The following is an 18,210-nucleotide window of genomic DNA, read 5'->3' as shown; positions in this document are numbered from 1 at the left end:
CCCCTCCACCATTCGCTGCGCGAATGGTCCCCCTCCCCGTGCCGGGGAGGATTTGCTAGGCCGCTTTTTGATGCCCGATGAAACCCCGACCAAATCCCACCTGACGCGTCGCCAACTGCTGATCGGCGGCGGCGTGGGGGTCGGGCTGGTCGTTGCCTGGGCGGTCTGGCCGCGGCGTTATGGGCCGAACCTGACGGCCGCGAAGGGCGAGCACATCTTCAACGCCTGGTTGAAGATCGGCGAGGACGGGCATGTCACTGTCGCGGTGCCGCAGGCCGAGCACGGACAGGGAAGCTGGACTACCTTGCCGCAGATCGTCGCCGACGAACTGGGCGCCGACTGGCGCACCGTCGCGGTCGAGCCGGCGCCGCTCAACCCGCTCTACGCCAATCCGCTGGCGGCGTCGGAGCTGTTCGAAGGCGTGTTCGACCGCCTGCCGCAGAATATACGCGAGGGTCATATCACGCGATCGGCGCTGATGCTGACCGCCGGATCGACATCGGTGCGCCAGTTCGAAAGCGATCTGCGCGACGCGGGCGCGGCGGCGCGGGTGCTGCTGCAGAAGGCTGCGGCGAAACGGTGGAATACCGATTGGCAGGCGACCGGCACCGCGCAAGGCTTCGTCGTCCACGACAAGGACAAATTGCGCTTCGGCGAGCTGGCCGCCGAGGCAGTGGGCGGCAGTCTGCCCGACCCGCTGCCGTTACGCGCGGGCGAAAACGGACGCCTGTCGGGCCAATCGCTGCAACGGCTCGACAGCCCGGCCAAGATCGACGGCTCGGTCAATTTCGCCGCCGACATGCGTTTGCCCGGCATGGTGTTCGCGGCGATCCGCCAGGGCCCCACTCCCGACAGCCGGCTGGTCAGCGCCGACAAGGCAGCGGCGGACCGCATCCACGGCGCACTGAAAGTGGTCGAGGGCGATCATTGGGTCGCGGCCGTCGCCGACAATTGGTGGGCCGCCAACCGGGCGCTCGGTGCGCTCGCCCCGCGCTTTGCGGCGCCGGTCGGCGGAGCGAGCGATTATTCGATCCGCAGCGCGCTCGACACGGCATTGAACGGCGACGGCGTTCGGATCGGTGCCGCCGGCGATGTCGGTGCCGCCTTTCGCGGCGTGCAGGTGGTGAGCGCGGAATATCGCGCGGCACCCGCGCTTCATGCCGCGATCGAACCGCGCACGGCGACCGCCGCCTGGAGCGATGGGGTGGTCGAATTGTGGATGCCGACGCTCGCTCCGGGGCTCGCGCGCTCGTCGGTCGCGGCGGCGATGGGTGTCGGGGAGGATGCGGTGATCGTCCATCCCATGCCGATCGGCGGCGGGTTCGGGATCGGACTCGAATCGGACGCCGGCGTTCAGGCGGCGGCGATCGCGCGCGCAGTGGATCGACCGGTGCAATTGACCTGGTCACGAGCGGAGGACTGCGTCCACGACCGCTTCCGCGCGCCGGCCGCGGCGCGGATGACTGGCCGCGTCGATCAGAACGGACGACTGGTCGGGCTGCTGGCCAAGATCGCGGCGCCGTCGACCGGGCACGAACTCGCGGCGCGCTTGCTGGCTAGCGACAAGGCGGCACAGGCCGCACTGGCGCTGCCCGCCAATGGCGACGCCTATGCCGTGGCCGGCGGCGCGCCATTCTATCAGATCCCCAATTGGGCGCTCGATCATCATCCCGCGGATGTCGGTATCCCAACCGGCTATTGGCGATCGGGCGCGCATAGCTACACCTGCTTCTTCACCGAATGTTTCATCGATGAACTGGCGCACGCCGCCAATACCGAGCCGCTGTCGTTCCGTGTCGCGATGCTGGGCGGCAACGCGCGGCTGGCGCGCTGCCTGACGACGGTGGCGGCGCTCGGCGGTTGGGAAGGCGGCGTGGCGGGGAGCGGGCAGGGGATCGCCTGTCACAGCTTTCGCGGCAGCCATATCGCGGTGTTCGCCGAAGCGCATATCGAGGAGAATCAGTCGATCGGGATCGACCGGATCGTTGCCGCGATCGATTGCGGGCGGCAGATCAATCCGGACATCGTCCGTCAGAATGTCGAGGGCGGGCTGGTGTTCGGCATCGCCCAGGCGCTCGGCGCGTCGACCAGTTTCAAGGACGGTCTCGCAAAGGTGCGGGGGTTCGGCGATCTCGATCTGCCGGTGCTCGCAGACATGCCCGACATCACGGTCGAGTTGATCGCCAGCGAAGCCGATCCCGGCGGCGTATCGGAGATCGCGGTGCCCCCGGTCGCGCCGGCGATCGCCAACGCATTGCAATCGGCGACGGGGTTCCGAATTCGCAGTCTGCCGTTGAAAGTTGGAGAAGCATGACGTCTGCCACTAACTTCGTGCGTCACCCCGGATTGGTTCCGGGGTCCAATCCTCCACAACGGAATTCAACCGTCGTCGCGCGTTGGATGCCGGGACAAGCCCGGCATGACGGGGAGGGCTTGGCGTGACGCGACCGCCCGATCATCCGCCTATCCCGGCGCCGCGCGTCGGCCTGCTGCTGGTCAATCTCGGCACGCCCGAAGAGGCCAGCCCGAAAGCGGTGAAGCGCTACCTCGCCGAATTCCTGTCCGATCGCCGCGTGGTGGAACTACCCCCGCTTGCCTGGCAGCCGATCCTGCGCGGCATCATCCTCAACACCCGTCCGAAGAAGTCGGCGCATGCCTATAGCCAGGTCTGGACCGACGCGGGATCGCCGCTTGCCGCCGTCACCCGCGCGCAGGCCGAAGCGCTGAAGGATGCGTGGCCGGGCGTCACCGTCGATTGGGCGATGCGCTATGGGGCCCCGGCGATCGGCGACCAGTTGGTGGCGATGAAGGCGGCGGGATGCGAGCGCCTCCTGATCGCACCGCTTTACCCGCAATATTGCGCCGCCACGACCGCGACCGCCAACGACAAGGCGTTCGAGGCACTGGCCGCAATGCGCTGGCAACCGGCCATCCGCACCTTGCCGCCGTATCACGACGACCCCGCCTATATTGACGCGCTGGCGCAATCCGTTCGCGCCTCGCTCGCGACGCTCGATTTCGAGCCCGAGGCCGTGATCGCCAGTTTCCACGGCATGCCGGCGCGCACGCTCGAGCTTGGCGATCCCTATCATTGCCATTGCCAGAAGACCGCACGCCTGCTGGGCGAGGCCCTGGGAAGGGAGTTGATCGTCACCTTTCAGTCGCGCTTCGGCCGTGCCAAATGGCTCGAGCCGGCGACCGATACGACACTGGCCGCCTTGCCGGGTCAGGGAACGAAGCGCGTTGCGATCGTCGCACCTGGATTCTCGGCCGATTGCCTGGAGACGCTGGAGGAACTCGCGATTCGCGGGCGCGAAAGTTTTCTCGCCGCGGGCGGCGCGCAATTCGCCTATTTGCCATGTCTCAATGATAGCGAGATCGGCATACGTATGCTCCGCGACATCTTGTCGCGGGAACTTGCCGGTTGGATCGACGCTCAATAGCCTCGACCATGACGACACTGCCCGAATCAGGGCCAATAGGAGAGAAACCAATGGCACGCGTAGCGATCGTAACCGGCGGAACCCGGGGGATCGGCGAGGCGATCAGCCTGGCGCTTAAGGACATGGGCATGACCGTCGCGGCGAACTATGCCGGCAATGACGAGCGCGCCCGCGAATTCTCCGACCGCACCGGGATCAGCGCGTACAAATGGGACGTTGCCGATTACGATGCCTGCCAGGACGGGGTGAAGCAGGTCGAGGAACAGCTCGGCCCGGTCGACGTCGTCGTCAACAATGCCGGCATCACCCGCGACGGCACGATCCTCAAGATGACCTACCAGATGTGGAAAGAGGTCATGGACACCAATCTCGGCGGCTGTTTCAACATGGCCAAGGCGACCTTCCCGGGTATGCGCGAGCGCAAATGGGGGCGGATCGTCAATATCGGCTCTATCAACGGCCAGGCCGGGCAATATGGCCAGGTCAATTATGCCGCGGCGAAATCAGGCATCCACGGCTTCACCAAGGCGCTGGCGCAGGAAGGCGCGCGGGCCGGCGTCACGGTCAACGCCATCGCGCCGGGCTATATCGACACCGACATGGTGGCGGCGGTGCCGGCCGACGTGCTCGAAAAGATCGTGGCGAAGATCCCGGTCGGCCGCCTGGGCCAGGCGCAGGAGATCGCGCGCGGCGTGGCGTTCCTGTGCTCGGAGGATGGCGGGTTCGTGACCGGCTCGACGCTGTCGATCAACGGCGGGCAGCATATGTACTGACGGGCGCAGGCGCGGAAGTCACGCTTCCGCGCCGGTAGCGCCAGCGGGGCGAGCGCCCGGCACGGCCGGCGGGTCGGCGAAGCCGAACCCGTCCGACGCCGGCGGCTTTGCCGCCGGCGTCGGACGGGAGTTTTACCTAAGATGACCGCCGCCGTTGCGTCGAGGATGCAGGCTGCTCAACCGATTCGGAACGATCGGCACACCCGCATTGACCGGGCCAACGCATTGTCTCGAGGCATGACCTGCGAGGTCATGTCGCGGCGGCGGCGCGCTTGGTAATCGATCCCGACGGCGCGAAAGCGCGGTTCAAATCGGAGTGACGATATGCAGATCGCGCGCAGGGACTTCCTGAAATATGGCGGAGGCACGGTAGCAGCGCTCGCGATGCCGGGAGTCCTGCCCGCTGCCGAGGCCGTTCGCAAGCCGATCATCGACGTCCACATGCACGCTTATCCGGCAACGATGAAGCTGCCCGTTCCGATCGTTAATCCGATCACCGGCGTGAAGAGCTCGATCGTCACCGGCGCGGACCATCTCACCGCCTGCCTCGAACAAATGCGCAAGTACAATATCGTCAAAGGCGTGGTCAGCGGTGGCGATGGTGACCGCTTGCAGGCGGCCTATGACTGGCATGATCGCGATCCCGCCCGCATCGTCGCCGGCGCCGGCATCCGCGGTTCGGAGGACACGCCCCTGCCGCCGCTCGATACGCTGCGCAGCGCCTTCGCCTCGGGCAAGCTGAAGGTATTGGGCGAGGTCACCGCGCAATATGCCGGTCTGTCGATCAGCGATCCCAAATACGATCCTTATTTGGCGCTGGCCGAGGAATTCGACGTGCCCGTGGCGATCCATCTCGGCACGATGCCCGCAGGCACCACGTTCGATCCGTGCTGTCGGTCGGCGCGAGCGGCGTTCGGCCATCCGGAAACAGTGGAAGGGGCGCTCAACAAGCACCCGAAACTGCGCGTCAACCTGATGCACAGCGGCTGGCCATATATCGAAGAGGCCGAGGCGATGATGATGCTCTACGACAACGTCAACATCGATACCGGTGCGCTGTCGTGGCTGCTGCCGCGACCGGCCTTTCACGATTATCTGCGCCGGCTGGTCGATGCGGGCTTCGGCAAAAGGGTGATGTTCGGATCCGACCATATGTACTGGCCCGACGGGATCGGGCTGGCGGTCGAGCATGTCGAGGCCGCGACTTTCCTGACCGAGGAGCAGAAGCGCGACATCTTCTACAATAATGCGGCCGCCTTTTATAAGCTGGGCGCGTGACGGCTGGGAGTTCGCGTCGCCGCGGCCGGACTACCTGATCAACCGCCACAGGATTCTCGTACGATCAGATCGGTCGGCAAGTGCACCGGCAAATGATCGGGCGAGAAATCGAGTACGCGCGACACCAGCAAGCGTCCCGCTTCGGCGGTGTCCTGGCGGATCGTGCTTAGCGTCGGCGTGCTCAGCCGGCTCAACAGCATGTCGTCATAGCCGACCACCGATACGTCGCCGGGGACGTCGAGACCGGCGCGCTTGATCGCGCGGATCGCGCCCAGGGCGATGAGGTCGCTGGAGGCGACGATGCCGTCGAACACCACGCCGCGATGGAGCAGTCGCGCCACCGCGGCCTCGGCCGCTTCGAGCTCGAATTCGACCGCGACAACCAGACTGGGATCGGCCTCGAGACCGCTTTCCTTGACGCCTTCGAGATAGCCACGGCGGCGCTGCAACGCCTCGGGGTCGCTGCCGCCGAGGAACAGGATGTTGCGCCGGCCCATCCGAGCGAGATGCAGAGTCGCGCGCCGCCCGCCGAGCACATTGTCCGAACCGACCGAGCAATATTTCTGGCCGGCCATATGCGCGCCCCAGACCACGAAATGTCCGTTGGTCGAGGTCGCGAGCTGATTGAGCTGTTCGTGCAGTGCGCCCTGGCCCAGGAAGATGACCCCACTCGCGCGGCTGGTGGTGACGGCATGGACCAGATCTTCGTAATTTTCCGGCGAGGTGTGGCTGACGATGAAATCGCACGACCGCGCACGCGCCGCCTCGCCGATCTGCGCGATCAGCTCGAGGAAGAACGGGTGAGTCAGCGGTACCGGCCGACCACGCATGTGCGGGGTGACGATCGCGATCGAACCCTCGGCACCGATCGGTGCGGCGGGCATGTAATGGCGGAACGGATAGTCATGCTCGCGCGCCAATGCCCAGATGCGCTGCTTGGTCTTGGCACTGATTACCGGCTCGTCGTTGAGCGCGCGCGACACCGTCGATACTGAGACGCCCGCCAGCTTGGCGAGGTCCTGCAGCGTAGTATTGTTGTTGCTGTTGGTGCCCATTATGCCCAAGCTGACTAAAAGCGGCGCGCGTGATTTCCGATCACGCCCACCACTCGCATTATTTGTTATCGCATCGCTTGGTGCGGAAAACCGGTGCCCACTTTTCCGCGCGATGCTTTAACCGGCGCCGACTTAAGGAGCGAAGGGCAGGTTTTGCAAGCGAGCGAGGGGGATGCGAGCATTTCAGCACCGGCGCCGATGCGGCGGCCGCGCCTGACGATCGGCCAGATCTGGAATATGTGCTGCGGCCTGTTCGGCGTGCAGATCGTCTGGGGGCTGCAAAACGGCAGTACCAGCCGCATCTTCCAGACATTGGGCGCCGAGCTCGACCAATTGCCGATCCTGTGGATCGCCGCGCCGATCACGGGACTGCTGGTCCAGCCGCTGATCGGCCATTGGAGCGACCGCACATGGGGGCCGCTTGGGCGGCGGCGCCCGTTCCTGCTGGCCGGGTCGATCCTGACCGCGATCGCGCTGGTCGCGATGCCGAATGCCGCCAGCATCTGGACCGCCAGCCTGGCATTGTGGCTGCTCACCGCCTCGATCAACATTGCCGCCGAGCCATTCCGCGCGCTGGTCGCCGACGCCTTGCCCGAGGACCAGCGCACCGAGGGTTTTGCGGTGCAGGTCTTTTTCATCGGCTCGGGCGCGGTCTTCGCCTCGGCACTACCCTGGATCCTGACGCATTGGTTCGGTGTCGCCGCGACCGCGCCTCCCGGCCTGTTGCCGCCCTCCGTGCGGCTCACATTCTATATCGGCGCGGCCGGGCTGCTTGCCGCTGTCGCCTGGACGGTGTTCACCACCAGCGAACGTCCGCCTGAGAGCCTCGCCGCCGACGCGCCGGACCTGATCGACCATATGGTGCCGAGCACGACGGGAGCAGCGACGCTCACGCGTAGCGGGCTATTATGGATGCTGGGGGGCGGCGCGATCGCCGGCTTTGCGTTCGCCGAGCAGCTCGAGCGCGAGATTTACGTCCTGGCGACGATCGCCTTCGTCTTCGGCCTCGCTCAGCTCGCAGCGGTGGCGATGCGGCGCGGCGGGCGGCATTCGCTCGGCGTGTTCGAGATCGTCGAGGACATATTGCATATGCCGCGCCTGTTGCGGCACCTCGCGGTGGTCCAGTTCTTCACCTGGACCGCTTTGTTCGCGATGTGGATCTACACCGTCCCTGCCGTCGCCGAACATCATTATCATACCGCCGACGCCAGTTCGGCCGCGTACAATGCGGGTGCCGATTGGGTTGGCGTGTTGTTCGCCGGCTATAACGGCGTGGCCGCAATCGCCGCGCTGGCATTGCCCTGGCTCGCCGAACGGATCGGACGGCGCACCATCTATGCGCTCAGCCTGGCGCTCGGCGCGCTGGGCTTGGCCGGATTCATGCTGGTCGATGATCCTTATTGGTTGTGGCTGCCGACGATCGGCATTGGCTGTGCCTGGGCTGCGATCCTGTCGCTCCCTTATGCGATGCTCGCCAGCGCGGTGCCGCCGCGCAAGATGGGCGTCTATATGGGCATTCACAACATGTTCCTGGTGCTGCCCCAATTGGTCGCCGCTACCGTGTTTGGCGCGATCGTCCACCACTGGCTGGGTAATCAGGCAATCCTGGCGCTGGGGCTGGCGGCGGCGGCCATGGGCGCCGCCGCCCTTACCGCGATGACTATCCCCGACGCCTGAGCGCAGCTATGCAAATGTTGCATTGTTGAATCGGTGCGGCATTCGGGCTGGTTTGAGAAATCGTAGTGTGAAGTCCTGCAAAACAGGGCTTGCGCGCTACGGAAATTTACGCAACAAAGCGCAAATCGTTGCACAAGATTGCAGGCGATGAAGTCGCGCGCATCGCAAAAGCGAGCGCCGCAGGAGGGGATGAAGAGGCCATGGCACGCAGCGACGCGCCGCAACGATTCCGAACAGGGTGATTCGCGCCGCGTGGCGGGCATGCAGCTTCGGCACGCGAGCAACGGGACAAGCCCCCGCATGAGGGGCGGGCATTAGGGGAGTGATCGATGAAACAACTGGGTTCGAACCGCAGCCATGGGCTTCTGTGGAGCGGCGCCTCGCTGATGACGCTGGCGATCTTCGCCGCGACCGGCGCACAAGCGCAGACCGCGCCGGAGGCCGCCACCAGCCCCGCCGCGACGCCGCAAACGGATAGCGGCGCCCAGGCTTCCGATGACAACGACATTCTGATCGTCGGCGTGCGCCGCGCGCTCGGCGATGCCGCTGAGACCAAGCGCAACGCCGCCACGATCGTCGATTCGATCAGCGCGACCGATATCGGTGCTTTTCCCGACACGTCGGTGTCCGGCGCCTTGTCGCGCGTTCCCGGCATCACCGTGTCGCGACTGCAGTCGACCGACGATTCGACTCATCCCTCCGGCGAAGCCGCCGGCGTGCTGGTCCGCGGCCTGACCCAGGTGCGCACCGAGTTCAACGGCCGCGACAGCTTCTCCGCCGACGCCGCGCGCGGGCTCAACTTCAACGACATCTCGCCCGAACTGATGTCGCGCGTCGACGTCTACAAGAATTTGACCGCGGACATGATCGAGGGCGGCATCGCCGGCACCGTCGACCTCCGCACCCGCCTGCCGTTCGACCAGAACGGGCTGGTCGTCACCGGCAACGCAAAGGCCGATTACGGCGACCGGTCGAAGAAGTGGACCGGCGAATTCTCGGCGCTGATCAGCGACACATTCGACACCAATATCGGCAAGTTCGGCTTTCTCGCCGACTTCGCGCGCAGCCATGTCATCACGCGGACCGAAAGCGTGATCTTCGACAAGATCGACACCTATTGCTCGGCGGGCGCGCTCAAGCCCGACGGCACCGCCAATATTGGTTCGGACGGCACGATCGGCTGTACCGCCAACCCGTTCGGCGGCACCGGCTGGGCCTATGCGCCCGACGGCATCCGTTACTCGCAGGTCGATTACGACCGCACGCGCCGCGGCATCGCGCTCGCCGGCCAGTTCCAGGACAAGTCCGAACGCTTCCTGCTGACCGTCCAATACACCGATTCGAAATATCACAACGCCTGGCTCGAACGCGCCTCGCACGCGATCCTAGACGGCAATGCCTATGGCACGCCGGCGTTCAACCCGCGCAGTTCGACCATTCTCGGCGCGGCCGACGGCGCCGGTGCGCTGGTGTTCGGATCGAACGGCATGTTGCAATCGGGCGTGCTGACGCAGGGCCATGGCAGCTGGGCGGGAAGCTGGAGCGGCAACGATCAGGACGCGATCAACACCGGATCCGCGGTCCCCGGCATGCCATTCGTCAACAATTGCGGCACTGGTCACTGCACCACGCTGCGCGACGGCCTCTATTTCCAGAACGAAGCGCGCAACTTCGACCATAGCGAGGGGACGCGCGACTTCTCGGCCAATATCGACTGGAAGATCACCGACAATCTGAAGCTGACGCTCGATGGTCAGCGCATCACTGCCTCGACCAACAACAACGACATCCTGGTCGCGGTCGGATCGATGGCCAATTATCAGTACAGCCTGACCGACGGCAACGCGCCGGAGATCAAGCTGCTGCCGGGCTCCAACGTCAATTACGCGACCGGCGGTCTGGCCAATCCGCACAATTACTGGATCCCGTTCATCCAGGGCCATGTCGAGGACAATGACGCCGACGAATGGGCGTTCAAGGGCGACCTGCAATACGATTTCGACAAGGGCGGCTGGCTCGACTCGCTCAAGGTCGGCGTGCGCTATGCCGATCGCAACCAGACGGTCCGCTACTCGACCTTCAACTGGACCCCGATCGCGGCGAGCTGGAATTGCAACGGCGCGGGGTTCAACGCCGACAACACCACGCCCAACCCGACGGCGGCGTGCAATTCGAACTTCAAGGGCTATGGCGCCGGGATCTGGGAATCGACCAGCCTGGGCAGCGATTTCTACAACGGCACCGCCTATAACAACGGACCGCTGGTCTATCTGAACCGCGACACGCTGCAGGACTTTCCCAAGCTGCTCCAGTCGTTGAGCGGGGCCAACACCAATTCGCCGATCGCGCCGGGCTATACCGCGATCTGCGACCGGCCTGAGGCGACGGTCGACAATTGCTTCACCCCGTCGGAAGTGACCAGGACGTCCGAACGGACCAAGGCCGCCTACGCCATGCTCAATTTCGGCGGCGACCAGCCGATCTTCGGCGGCGGCGTGCGCATCCAGGGCAATGTCGGCGTCCGCGTGATCCGCACCGAAGTGACCAGCGACGGCGCGGTCGCGTATCCGGCCAACACCGTGCTCAACTTGCTGCCCGCTTGCAACGCGGGCCTGTCGGGCGATGCGATCGTGCAGCCTCGGTGCTACCTCACGCCCGCAATCGAGGCCTTCGCCAGCGGCGGTGGCTCGCCCAATACGCTCAAGGCTTCGTATACGAACGTGCTGCCGAGCTTCAACATCCGCTTCGGGCTCGACTCCAAGTCGTACATCCGCTTCGGCTATTCACGCGGCCTGTCACGGCCCGATTTCGGCCTGTTGCGCAACTTCGTGTCGATCAATTCGCCGATCATCAACACCGGCCCGGACTCGCCCTATATCGTCTACAACTCACCGACCGCGGCGCACACCGCGGCCAACGTCACCGGCTATAATTTCGTGTTCAACGCGGAATCGGGCTATGCCGGGTTGCGGCCGATGACCGCCGACCAGTTCGACCTCACGTTCGAACGCTATATGGGCAAATCGTCCTTGTTCACGGTCGATCTGTTCTACAAGAAGCTGCACAACGCGATCTCCTACGGTCAGTTCGAGCGGCCCTTCACCAACAACGGCTCGACCCAGACGGTGTTGCTGCGCGGTCCGCGCAACCAGAAGGACGGTGGCGAGCTCAAGGGGTTCGAGGTCGGTTACCAGACCTTCTTCGACTTCCTGCCGGGACTGCTCTCGGGTCTCGGTATCCAGGCCAATTACACCTTCGTCGAACAATCGGGGATCAGCAATTCGAACCTGATCGCGGTCGGCGCGCTCGACGCCGGTGGTACCGGCGGCCAGGGCGCGGGGCTCGACGTCAGCGGCGGGCGCGGGGCGGTGATCGACTCGCACATGTTGGCGGGCATCTCGAAACATTCGTTCAACCTGGTCGGCCTGTACGAAAAGGGCCCGGTCGCGCTCCGCGTCGCGTACAATTGGCGATCGCGCTTCCTGACCAACAATCTCGACTGCTGCGTCGGCCTGCCGGTGTTCCAGAAGGCCGCCGGGTTCCTCGATGGGTCGCTCCGTGTCTCGGTGGTCAAGAATTTCGAGTTCCTGGTGGAAGGCTCGAACCTGCTCAATACGCGCACCGTCTATCAGCAGCAGGTGTTCGGCGACTCCAAGGCGACGCCGGGCGCCAAGCCGGTGTTCATGGATGCCAATTGGGGCGTGGTCGACCGCCGCTTCTCGGTTGGCGGCCGGTTCAAGTTCTGATTTCCTCCACTGGGCGCCGCCGCCACCCTCCCAGGGACGGCGGCGCCCAATCTTTGTGAGGGAAAAGCATCATGGCGCCGGCACCAGAACCAGATTCGCTGAAGCCAGAATCGTCGACATCCGATCCGTTCAAGGTCGTCATCGTCGGCGGCGGCACTGCCGGCTGGATGGCGGCGTCGGCACTGGTCAGGCTGCTGCCCGCCCGGGACTATGCGATCACGCTGATCGAATCGGATGAGATCGGCACGGTCGGGGTCGGCGAAGCGACGCTGCCGCATATCAAGGTGTTCAACGACACGCTGGGGATCGACGAGGCGCAGTTCATGCGCGAGACCCAGGCCGCGTTCAAAGTCGGAATCGAATTCGTCGGCTGGGACCAACCCGGCGAACGCTATGTCCACCCCTTCGGCACGTTCGGCGAGCCCTGGGCGGGAGTCGATTTCCAGCATCACTGGGCCCGCGCCTACGCCGCCGGTCGCGCCTCCGAGCTGCACGATTATTCGTTCGCGATCGCCGCGTGCCGCAACAATGCGTTCGAATTTCCCAACGAAGACCCGAAATCGATCCGCGCGACTTACGCCTACGCCTATCATTTCGACGCCGCGCTCTATGCGCAATTCCTGCGCCGCTGGGCGATGCCACTCGGCGTCACGCGCATCGAGGGCAAGGTGGTCGACGTCGCGCGCGACGCCGCCACTGGCCATGTCGCATCGTTGACGCTCGCCTCGGGCAGCGAGATCGCCGGCGACCTGTTCATCGACTGCTCGGGATTCTGCTCGCTGCTGGTCGGCGGATCGATGGAGGTCGGCTGGCAGGACTGGAGCCATTGGCTGCCGTGCGACCGCGCGCTCGCCGTGCCCAACATGCGCACCGAGCCATTGCTCCCCTTCACCCGGCTGACCGCGCAGGAAGCGGGCTGGACGTGGCGGATCGGGCTGCAGCACCGCACCGGCAACGGCTATGTCTTTTCGAGCCGCTTCACCGACGAGGAGCGCGCGCGCGACGTGCTGTTGGGCGCGCTCGACGCGCCGCCGCTCGCCGAGCCTCGGCTATTGCGCTTCCAGGCCGGACGCCGCGTCTCCGCCTGGGCAGGCAATTGCGTTGCGGTCGGGCTTGCCAGCGGCTTTCTCGAACCGCTGGAATCCACCTCGATCTTCCTGATCCAGGCCGCGGTGATGGACCTGATCGGACTAATGCCGACACGGCGCAGCGGAATCGATCCGCGGCTGGCGGCCGAATATAACCGGTTGTTCGAGGTGCATTACGACCGCACCCGCGATTTCCTGGTGCTCCATTACACCGCCAACCGGCGGCACGGGCAGCCATTATGGGATCATGCCCGCAACATGGAGCTGCCCGAGAGCCTGGCGCACAAGATCGCCTTGTTCCGCGCCTCGGCGGCCGCGCCCGATTACCGCTACGGCCTTTTCTCGCGCGACTCTTGGCTCGCCGTGCTGCTCGGCCAGGGCGTGCTACCCGCCGCGTGGAACCCGCTGGTCGAGGCGGTCCCGCTCGACGATCTCGCGGAGAGGCTCGCCGACCTCAAATACCGGATCGAGGTCAATGCCGCCGACATGACCGCGCATGGCGACTTCATCCGGTCCTATTGCCCCGCCCCCGCGCTGGAGCCGGCGGCATGAGCGCGCGCGTTCAGACCCTCGTCCTGCTCGGCCGCGACGCGCCATTGTGGCTCGCCGCCAGCGTGCTCCAGGCTGCGCTCAAGCCCGCCGGCGTCGCGGTCACCGCGATCGAACTGCCGAGTCTGCTCCATGTGAGCGACGTCTATGCGACGCTGCCGGGGATCGAGGCGCTCCACACGCGTCTGCGGCTCGACGAGGCCGGACTGCTCCGCGCGACCGGCGGTGCCTTCTCGCTCGGGCAGAATATCCGCGACATGCTGGGCGGACACGGCCACTTCCTCAACGCTTATGGCGCCTATGGCACGCCGATCGAGGGCAACGACTTCTTCCCTTATTGGGCGAAGGCACGCGCGCTCGGGCTCGACGTCGCGCTCGAACAATTCTCGCTGACTGCCGCCGCCGCGCGCCAGGGCCGGGTGATGATCCCCGACGAAGCGAGCGAAGCCTATGGCCGCGCCGATTACGGCTATCATCTGCCCGCCATCGCTTATGCCGCCGGGCTGAAGAGCGTCGCGTCGCGGATCGGCGTGGCGATGCGCACCGCCAATCATATCGCGATCGAGCGCGGTGACAGCGGCGACATCACCGCATTGGTCGCCGATGGCGAGCACGTCCCAGGCGACTTGTTCGTCGACGCGACCGGCAGCGACGCCGCGTTGATCGGCAAGACGCTCGGCGTTGAACAGCAAAGCTGGCGCGCGCATTTCCCCGCCGACCGCGTGTTCGCGGCACGCGCGCAACCCTTCGCGCCGATCCCGACCTATGCCGAGCTACGCGCCTGGCAGCCCGGCTGGGCGACGCTTTACCCGACACAGACCGCGACCCATGTCATCCACGCCTTTTCGAGCGCGCTGACCGAGCCCGAGGACGCGCTGGCCCGGCTCGGTGCTGCGGCCGGGCTGGCGCTCGGCGATGCGGTGCTGCGGCCGTCCGATCCGGGGCGCCGCGAGCAGGCCTGGGCGCACAATTGCGTCGCGATCGGCTCTGCCGCCTGCGCGCTCGACCCGGTCCACAATCTCGACCTCCACGCCGTCCAGCTCGGGTTGATCACCTTGCTGACCTATTTCCCGACCGGGCAGGACGTCGCCCCGAGCCGCGACGAATATAACCGCCTGATGCGCTCGTCGTTCGAGCGGCTGCGCGACTATCAGGCCACCTTCTACGCGCTCGCCCCCTATCCCGGGCTGTTCTGGGACACCGGCCGCGCCGCGCCACAGCCACCCGAACTCGAGCATATCGTCGCGACCTTCCGCGCACGGGGCGAAGTTCCACCGATGGAGGACGACAGCATCCCGACCGACAATTGGCGGGCATTGCTGATCGGTCTGGGTGTCACGCCCGAAAGCTATCCGCCGCGGATCGACGCGACATCGCCCGACACGGTAAAGGCGCAGTTCCGCACCATGCTCGGTTTCGTCGGGGACGCCGTGCTGCGCCAGCCGACGCATGCTCAGGCGCTGGGGACGGCCAATGGTTGAGCCCGTCCACCTGGCGCGCGATCCGGCCGCGATCGACAGCCTGGCGCGCGTCGCAAAGCGCACCGTGACCGGCGCGGAAGACTTCGCTGCGATCGTCGCCGCGGGCGAGCCGGTGATCGTGCAGCGGTTGTTCGACACCTGGCCCGCGCTCGCCGCCGGCATGCAGGGATCGGCGACGCTCGACGCCTATTTCCGCCGCCTCGATCGCGGCGCGCCGGTGCCCGTCATGGAGGCGCCCGCACGCCACAAGGGGCAATTCGCCTACGGCCCCGATCTGCGCGAATTCACTTTCACCAAGCGCCAGGCGCCGCTCGGCGCCACGCTCGATCGGATCGAGAGCCTGAGCGGCCAGCCCGACGCGCCGACCGTGGCGATCCAGATGCTGCGGCTCGACCAGGCGATGCCGGAATTCGTAGAGCACAACCCGATGCCGCTACTGCCCGGGATCGGCCCGCGGCTGTGGCTGGGCGGCGCGATGCATACCCGCACGCACAACGATCGCGACCACAACCTTGCCTGCGTCATCGCCGGGCGGCGGCGCTTCGTGCTGTTCCCACCCGATCAGGTCGGCAATCTCTATATCGGCCCGCCCGACAATCCGCCGACACTGTCGCTGGTCGATCCCGAAGCGCCCGACCTCGCGCGCTTCCCGCGCTATGCCGACGCCATCGCCACGGCGCGTGTCGCCTTCCTCGAGCCGGGCGAGGCGCTCTTCATGCCGCGCTATTGGTGGCACCACGTCACCTCGCTCGATCCATACAATGCGATGGTCAATTACTGGTGGGGCGGCAGCGAGGAACCCAATGACGCGTTCCTGACCGCCTTGCTCGCGTTCCGCGACCTGCCACCGGGCGAGCGCGATTATTGGCGCGAGATGGTCGCAGCATACGTATTCGCCGAGCGCGGCGACGTCCTCTCGCATATTCCCGCCTTGCTCCAGGGGTCGCTCGGCCCCCTCTCCCCTTCCGCCCGCGCGGCGCTGCGCCGGCAGCTTCGCGCCGCCAGCCTCAAATCCTCCTGACCCTCCCCCCAAGGAAAGACCCGATGATCCTTCGCTCGCTAGCCCTGATCGCCGCACTCGGCTGGACCGCCTCGGCCGCGGCCGCCCCGCGCGAATGCGCGCAATCGCCGGGCAAGGTGATCGAGGTTTGCGTGTGGGTCGACAACGGCCAGGCGCTGTACGAGGTCACCCGCAAGGGCGCGGTCGTGCTGGCGCCGTCCGAACTCGGCCTGACGTTCAAGGGCGAACCCGCGGCGCGCTATACCGCGATCGGCAATCCGCGCCGCGCGGCCTCCAACACCAGCTGGGAACAGCCCTGGGGCGAAGAGCGTGTGATCCGTGACAATCACACCCAGCTGACGGTGACACTGAGCGGCGACACCCAGTTCAACAAGGCGGTCGACGTCACCTTCCGCCTGTTCGATGACGGCTTCGGCTTCCGCTATGATTATGCCGGCATCCCCGCCGGACAGGACGTCGCGGTCACCGCCGAGCGGACCCAGTTCCATACGCTCGGCGCGTACCAGGCGTGGTGGTATCAAGGCCTGGGCCAGGAACGCGACGAATATCTCTACACCCAGACCGACGCGCGCCGCATCACCCTGGCCGAGACGCCGCTGACGATGAAGGGCGCCAACGGGCTCTACCTCTCGTTTCATGAAGCGGCGATGATCGATTTTCCGTCGATGCTCCTGCAGGGGAATGGCGAAGGGACGCTGACCGCCTGGCTGATGCCCTGGCCCGACGGCACGCTGGCGAAGAAGACCGGCGCCTTCACCACGCCATGGCGGACGGTGCTGATCGGCGAGACCCCGGGCGCGCTGGCCGACAGCCGGATCGAGCTCAACCTCAACGAACCGAGCAAGATCCCCGACATCCAGAAATGGTTCACCCCCGGCAAATATGTCGGCGTGTGGTGGGAAATGCACCTCGACAAGGCCACCTGGGGCAGCGGGATGCGGCACGGCGCCACCACCGCCAATGTCGAGCGTTATATCGATTTCGCCGCCAAATACGGGTTCAGCGGCGTGCTGGTCGAGGGGTGGAACCAGGGATGGGACGGCGACTGGATCACCAACGGCGACAAGTTCAGCTTCACCAAGCCCTATCCCGATTTCGACATCGCGGCGATCACCGCTTACGCCAAGTCGAAGGGCGTCCAGCTGATCGGGCATAACGAGACCGGCGGCGCGGTGATCAATTACGAGAACCAGCTCGACGACGCGATGAAGTTCTACCAGCGCTATGGCGTGCATTCCGTGAAGACCGGCTATGTCCGCCATGCCGGCGACATCCTCGACCGCGATGGCAAGGGGGAGTGGTTCGCCGGGCAATTCATGGTGCGCCACAATCTGCTCGTCGCGGAAACCGCGGCCAGATACCGCATCGCGATCGATGCGCACGAGCCGGTCAAGGATACCGGCCTGCGCCGCACCTGGCCCAACATGGTCGCCCGCGAAGGGGCGCGCGGTCAGGAATATAATGCCTGGGGCGTGCCGACCAATCCGCCCGAACATATGACCATCCTGCCGTTCACGCGGCTGCTCGGCGGTCCGATGGATTTCACGCCCGGCATATTCGACCTCGCGCACGGCAAGGACGACGTGACGCGGCGCGTGCAATCGACGCTTGCGACGCAATTGGCCGAATATGTCGTGGTGTACAGCCCGATCCAGATGGCCGCCGACTTGCCCGAAAATTACGAGAAGAACCTGGCCGCGTTCCAGTTCATCCGCGACGTGCCGACCGATTGGGAGACGTCCGAGACCTTGCAGTCGGAGATCGGCGATTACGTCGTCATCGCGCGCCGGCAGCGCGGCGGGCAGGACTGGTTCCTGGGCGCGATCACCGACGAGAATGCGCGTTCGCTCGAGCAGCCGCTGACCTTCCTCGCGCCGGGCAAGAGGTATGAAGCCCAGATCTATCGCGACGGGCCCAATGCCGATTACCGCGTCAATCCGTTGGCGATCACGATCGAAAAGAAGATCGTGACGGCGGCGGACACACTGCCGCTCGACCTCGCGCCGGGTGGCGGCATGGCGATTAGATTTCGCTTGATCGAGTAGCCGTTGCCCGAGCGGCGAGGATCGTTTTCAGCTTCGCTGTATCGGCACCGGCCC

The 18,210-nt window shown here is 65.7% G+C and carries 11 protein-coding genes; 10 read left to right on the top strand and 1 reads right to left on the bottom strand.

The features are described 5' to 3' along the window. Positions 1-70: 70 nt before the first annotated feature. The 4 genes from SPR01S_RS18100 (at position 71) to SPR01S_RS18085 (ending at position 5,494) form a co-directional block, all read left to right on the top strand. Positions 71-2,314: a xanthine dehydrogenase family protein molybdopterin-binding subunit gene (locus SPR01S_RS18100; protein WP_066592125.1), complete on the top strand. Its 2,244-nt coding sequence runs from the start codon at positions 71-73 to the stop codon at positions 2,312-2,314. Between the two features lie 124 nt (positions 2,315-2,438). Continuing rightward, positions 2,439-3,443, top strand: a complete 1,005-nt coding sequence (hemH, locus tag SPR01S_RS18095; RefSeq protein ID WP_066592123.1) for a ferrochelatase — start codon at positions 2,439-2,441, stop codon at positions 3,441-3,443. Positions 3,444-3,493: 50 nt separating this feature from the next. After that, a complete protein-coding gene (gene phbB, locus SPR01S_RS18090; protein ID WP_066592121.1) occupies positions 3,494-4,216 on the top strand; it encodes an acetoacetyl-CoA reductase in 723 nt (240 codons plus the stop codon). Positions 4,217-4,540: 324 nt separating this feature from the next. Further along, positions 4,541-5,494, top strand: coding sequence for an amidohydrolase family protein (locus SPR01S_RS18085; protein ID WP_066592112.1), 954 nt, complete (start codon positions 4,541-4,543; stop codon positions 5,492-5,494). 38 nt (positions 5,495-5,532) lie between these two features. On the opposite strand, the gene SPR01S_RS18080 is transcribed toward SPR01S_RS18085, so the two are convergent. Further along, positions 5,533-6,549: a LacI family DNA-binding transcriptional regulator gene (locus SPR01S_RS18080; RefSeq protein ID WP_066592110.1), complete on the bottom strand. Its 1,017-nt coding sequence runs from the start codon at positions 6,547-6,549 to the stop codon at positions 5,533-5,535. A 198-nt stretch (positions 6,550-6,747) separates the two neighbouring features. Here SPR01S_RS18080 and SPR01S_RS18075 point away from each other — a divergent pair, with 198 nt between their 5' ends. From SPR01S_RS18075 to SPR01S_RS18050, 6 genes are all read left to right on the top strand, one after another. Then, positions 6,748-8,226 carry an MFS transporter gene (locus tag SPR01S_RS18075; protein WP_066592108.1) on the top strand — a complete coding sequence of 493 codons (1,479 nt, stop codon included), beginning with the start codon at positions 6,748-6,750 and terminating at the stop codon, positions 8,224-8,226. 329 nt (positions 8,227-8,555) lie between these two features. Continuing rightward, positions 8,556-11,972, top strand: coding sequence for a TonB-dependent receptor (locus SPR01S_RS18070; RefSeq protein WP_066592106.1), 3,417 nt, complete (start codon positions 8,556-8,558; stop codon positions 11,970-11,972). Positions 11,973-12,043: 71 nt separating this feature from the next. Then, a complete protein-coding gene (locus SPR01S_RS18065; RefSeq protein ID WP_066592104.1) occupies positions 12,044-13,612 on the top strand; it encodes a tryptophan halogenase family protein in 1,569 nt (522 codons plus the stop codon). After that, positions 13,609-15,090: a tryptophan 7-halogenase gene (locus SPR01S_RS18060; protein WP_066592101.1), complete on the top strand. Its 1,482-nt coding sequence runs from the start codon at positions 13,609-13,611 to the stop codon at positions 15,088-15,090. The genes SPR01S_RS18065 and SPR01S_RS18060 overlap by 4 nt, the downstream gene beginning before the upstream one ends. Continuing rightward, positions 15,083-16,111, top strand: a complete 1,029-nt coding sequence (locus tag SPR01S_RS18055; protein ID WP_066592100.1) for a cupin-like domain-containing protein — start codon at positions 15,083-15,085, stop codon at positions 16,109-16,111. Before SPR01S_RS18060 ends, SPR01S_RS18055 begins: the two co-directional genes overlap by 8 nt. Positions 16,112-16,134: 23 nt before the next feature. Then, positions 16,135-18,156 carry a glycoside hydrolase family 97 protein gene (locus SPR01S_RS18050; protein ID WP_066592098.1) on the top strand — a complete coding sequence of 674 codons (2,022 nt, stop codon included), beginning with the start codon at positions 16,135-16,137 and terminating at the stop codon, positions 18,154-18,156. Positions 18,157-18,210 lie beyond the last annotated feature (54 nt).

The sequence above is a fragment of the Sphingomonas pruni NBRC 15498 genome (assembly GCF_001598455.1).
GTDB classification, from domain to species: Bacteria; Pseudomonadota; Alphaproteobacteria; order Sphingomonadales; family Sphingomonadaceae; genus Sphingomonas; species Sphingomonas pruni.
The sequence above is the reverse complement of the archived record's forward strand: the minus strand, read 5'-3'. Positions and strand labels throughout refer to the sequence as shown.

What these genes read in the sequence shown, in the direction of transcription:
- SPR01S_RS18075 (WP_066592108.1), top strand. Translation starts at nt 6,748, where the DNA reads ATGCGGCGGCCGCGCCTGACGATCGGCCAGATCTGGAATATGTGCTGC.
- SPR01S_RS18085 (WP_066592112.1), top strand. Translation starts at nt 4,541, where the DNA reads ATGCAGATCGCGCGCAGGGACTTCCTGAAATATGGCGGAGGCACGGTA.
- SPR01S_RS18065 (WP_066592104.1), top strand. Translation starts at nt 12,044, where the DNA reads ATGGCGCCGGCACCAGAACCAGATTCGCTGAAGCCAGAATCGTCGACA.
- SPR01S_RS18100 (WP_066592125.1), top strand. Translation starts at nt 71, where the DNA reads ATGCCCGATGAAACCCCGACCAAATCCCACCTGACGCGTCGCCAACTG.
- SPR01S_RS18060 (WP_066592101.1), top strand. Translation starts at nt 13,609, where the DNA reads ATGAGCGCGCGCGTTCAGACCCTCGTCCTGCTCGGCCGCGACGCGCCA.
- phbB (WP_066592121.1), top strand. Translation starts at nt 3,494, where the DNA reads ATGGCACGCGTAGCGATCGTAACCGGCGGAACCCGGGGGATCGGCGAG.
- SPR01S_RS18080 (WP_066592110.1), bottom strand. Translation starts at nt 6,549, where the DNA reads ATGGGCACCAACAGCAACAACAATACTACGCTGCAGGACCTCGCCAAG.
- SPR01S_RS18055 (WP_066592100.1), top strand. Translation starts at nt 15,083, where the DNA reads ATGGTTGAGCCCGTCCACCTGGCGCGCGATCCGGCCGCGATCGACAGC.
- SPR01S_RS18050 (WP_066592098.1), top strand. Translation starts at nt 16,135, where the DNA reads ATGATCCTTCGCTCGCTAGCCCTGATCGCCGCACTCGGCTGGACCGCC.
- SPR01S_RS18070 (WP_066592106.1), top strand. Translation starts at nt 8,556, where the DNA reads ATGAAACAACTGGGTTCGAACCGCAGCCATGGGCTTCTGTGGAGCGGC.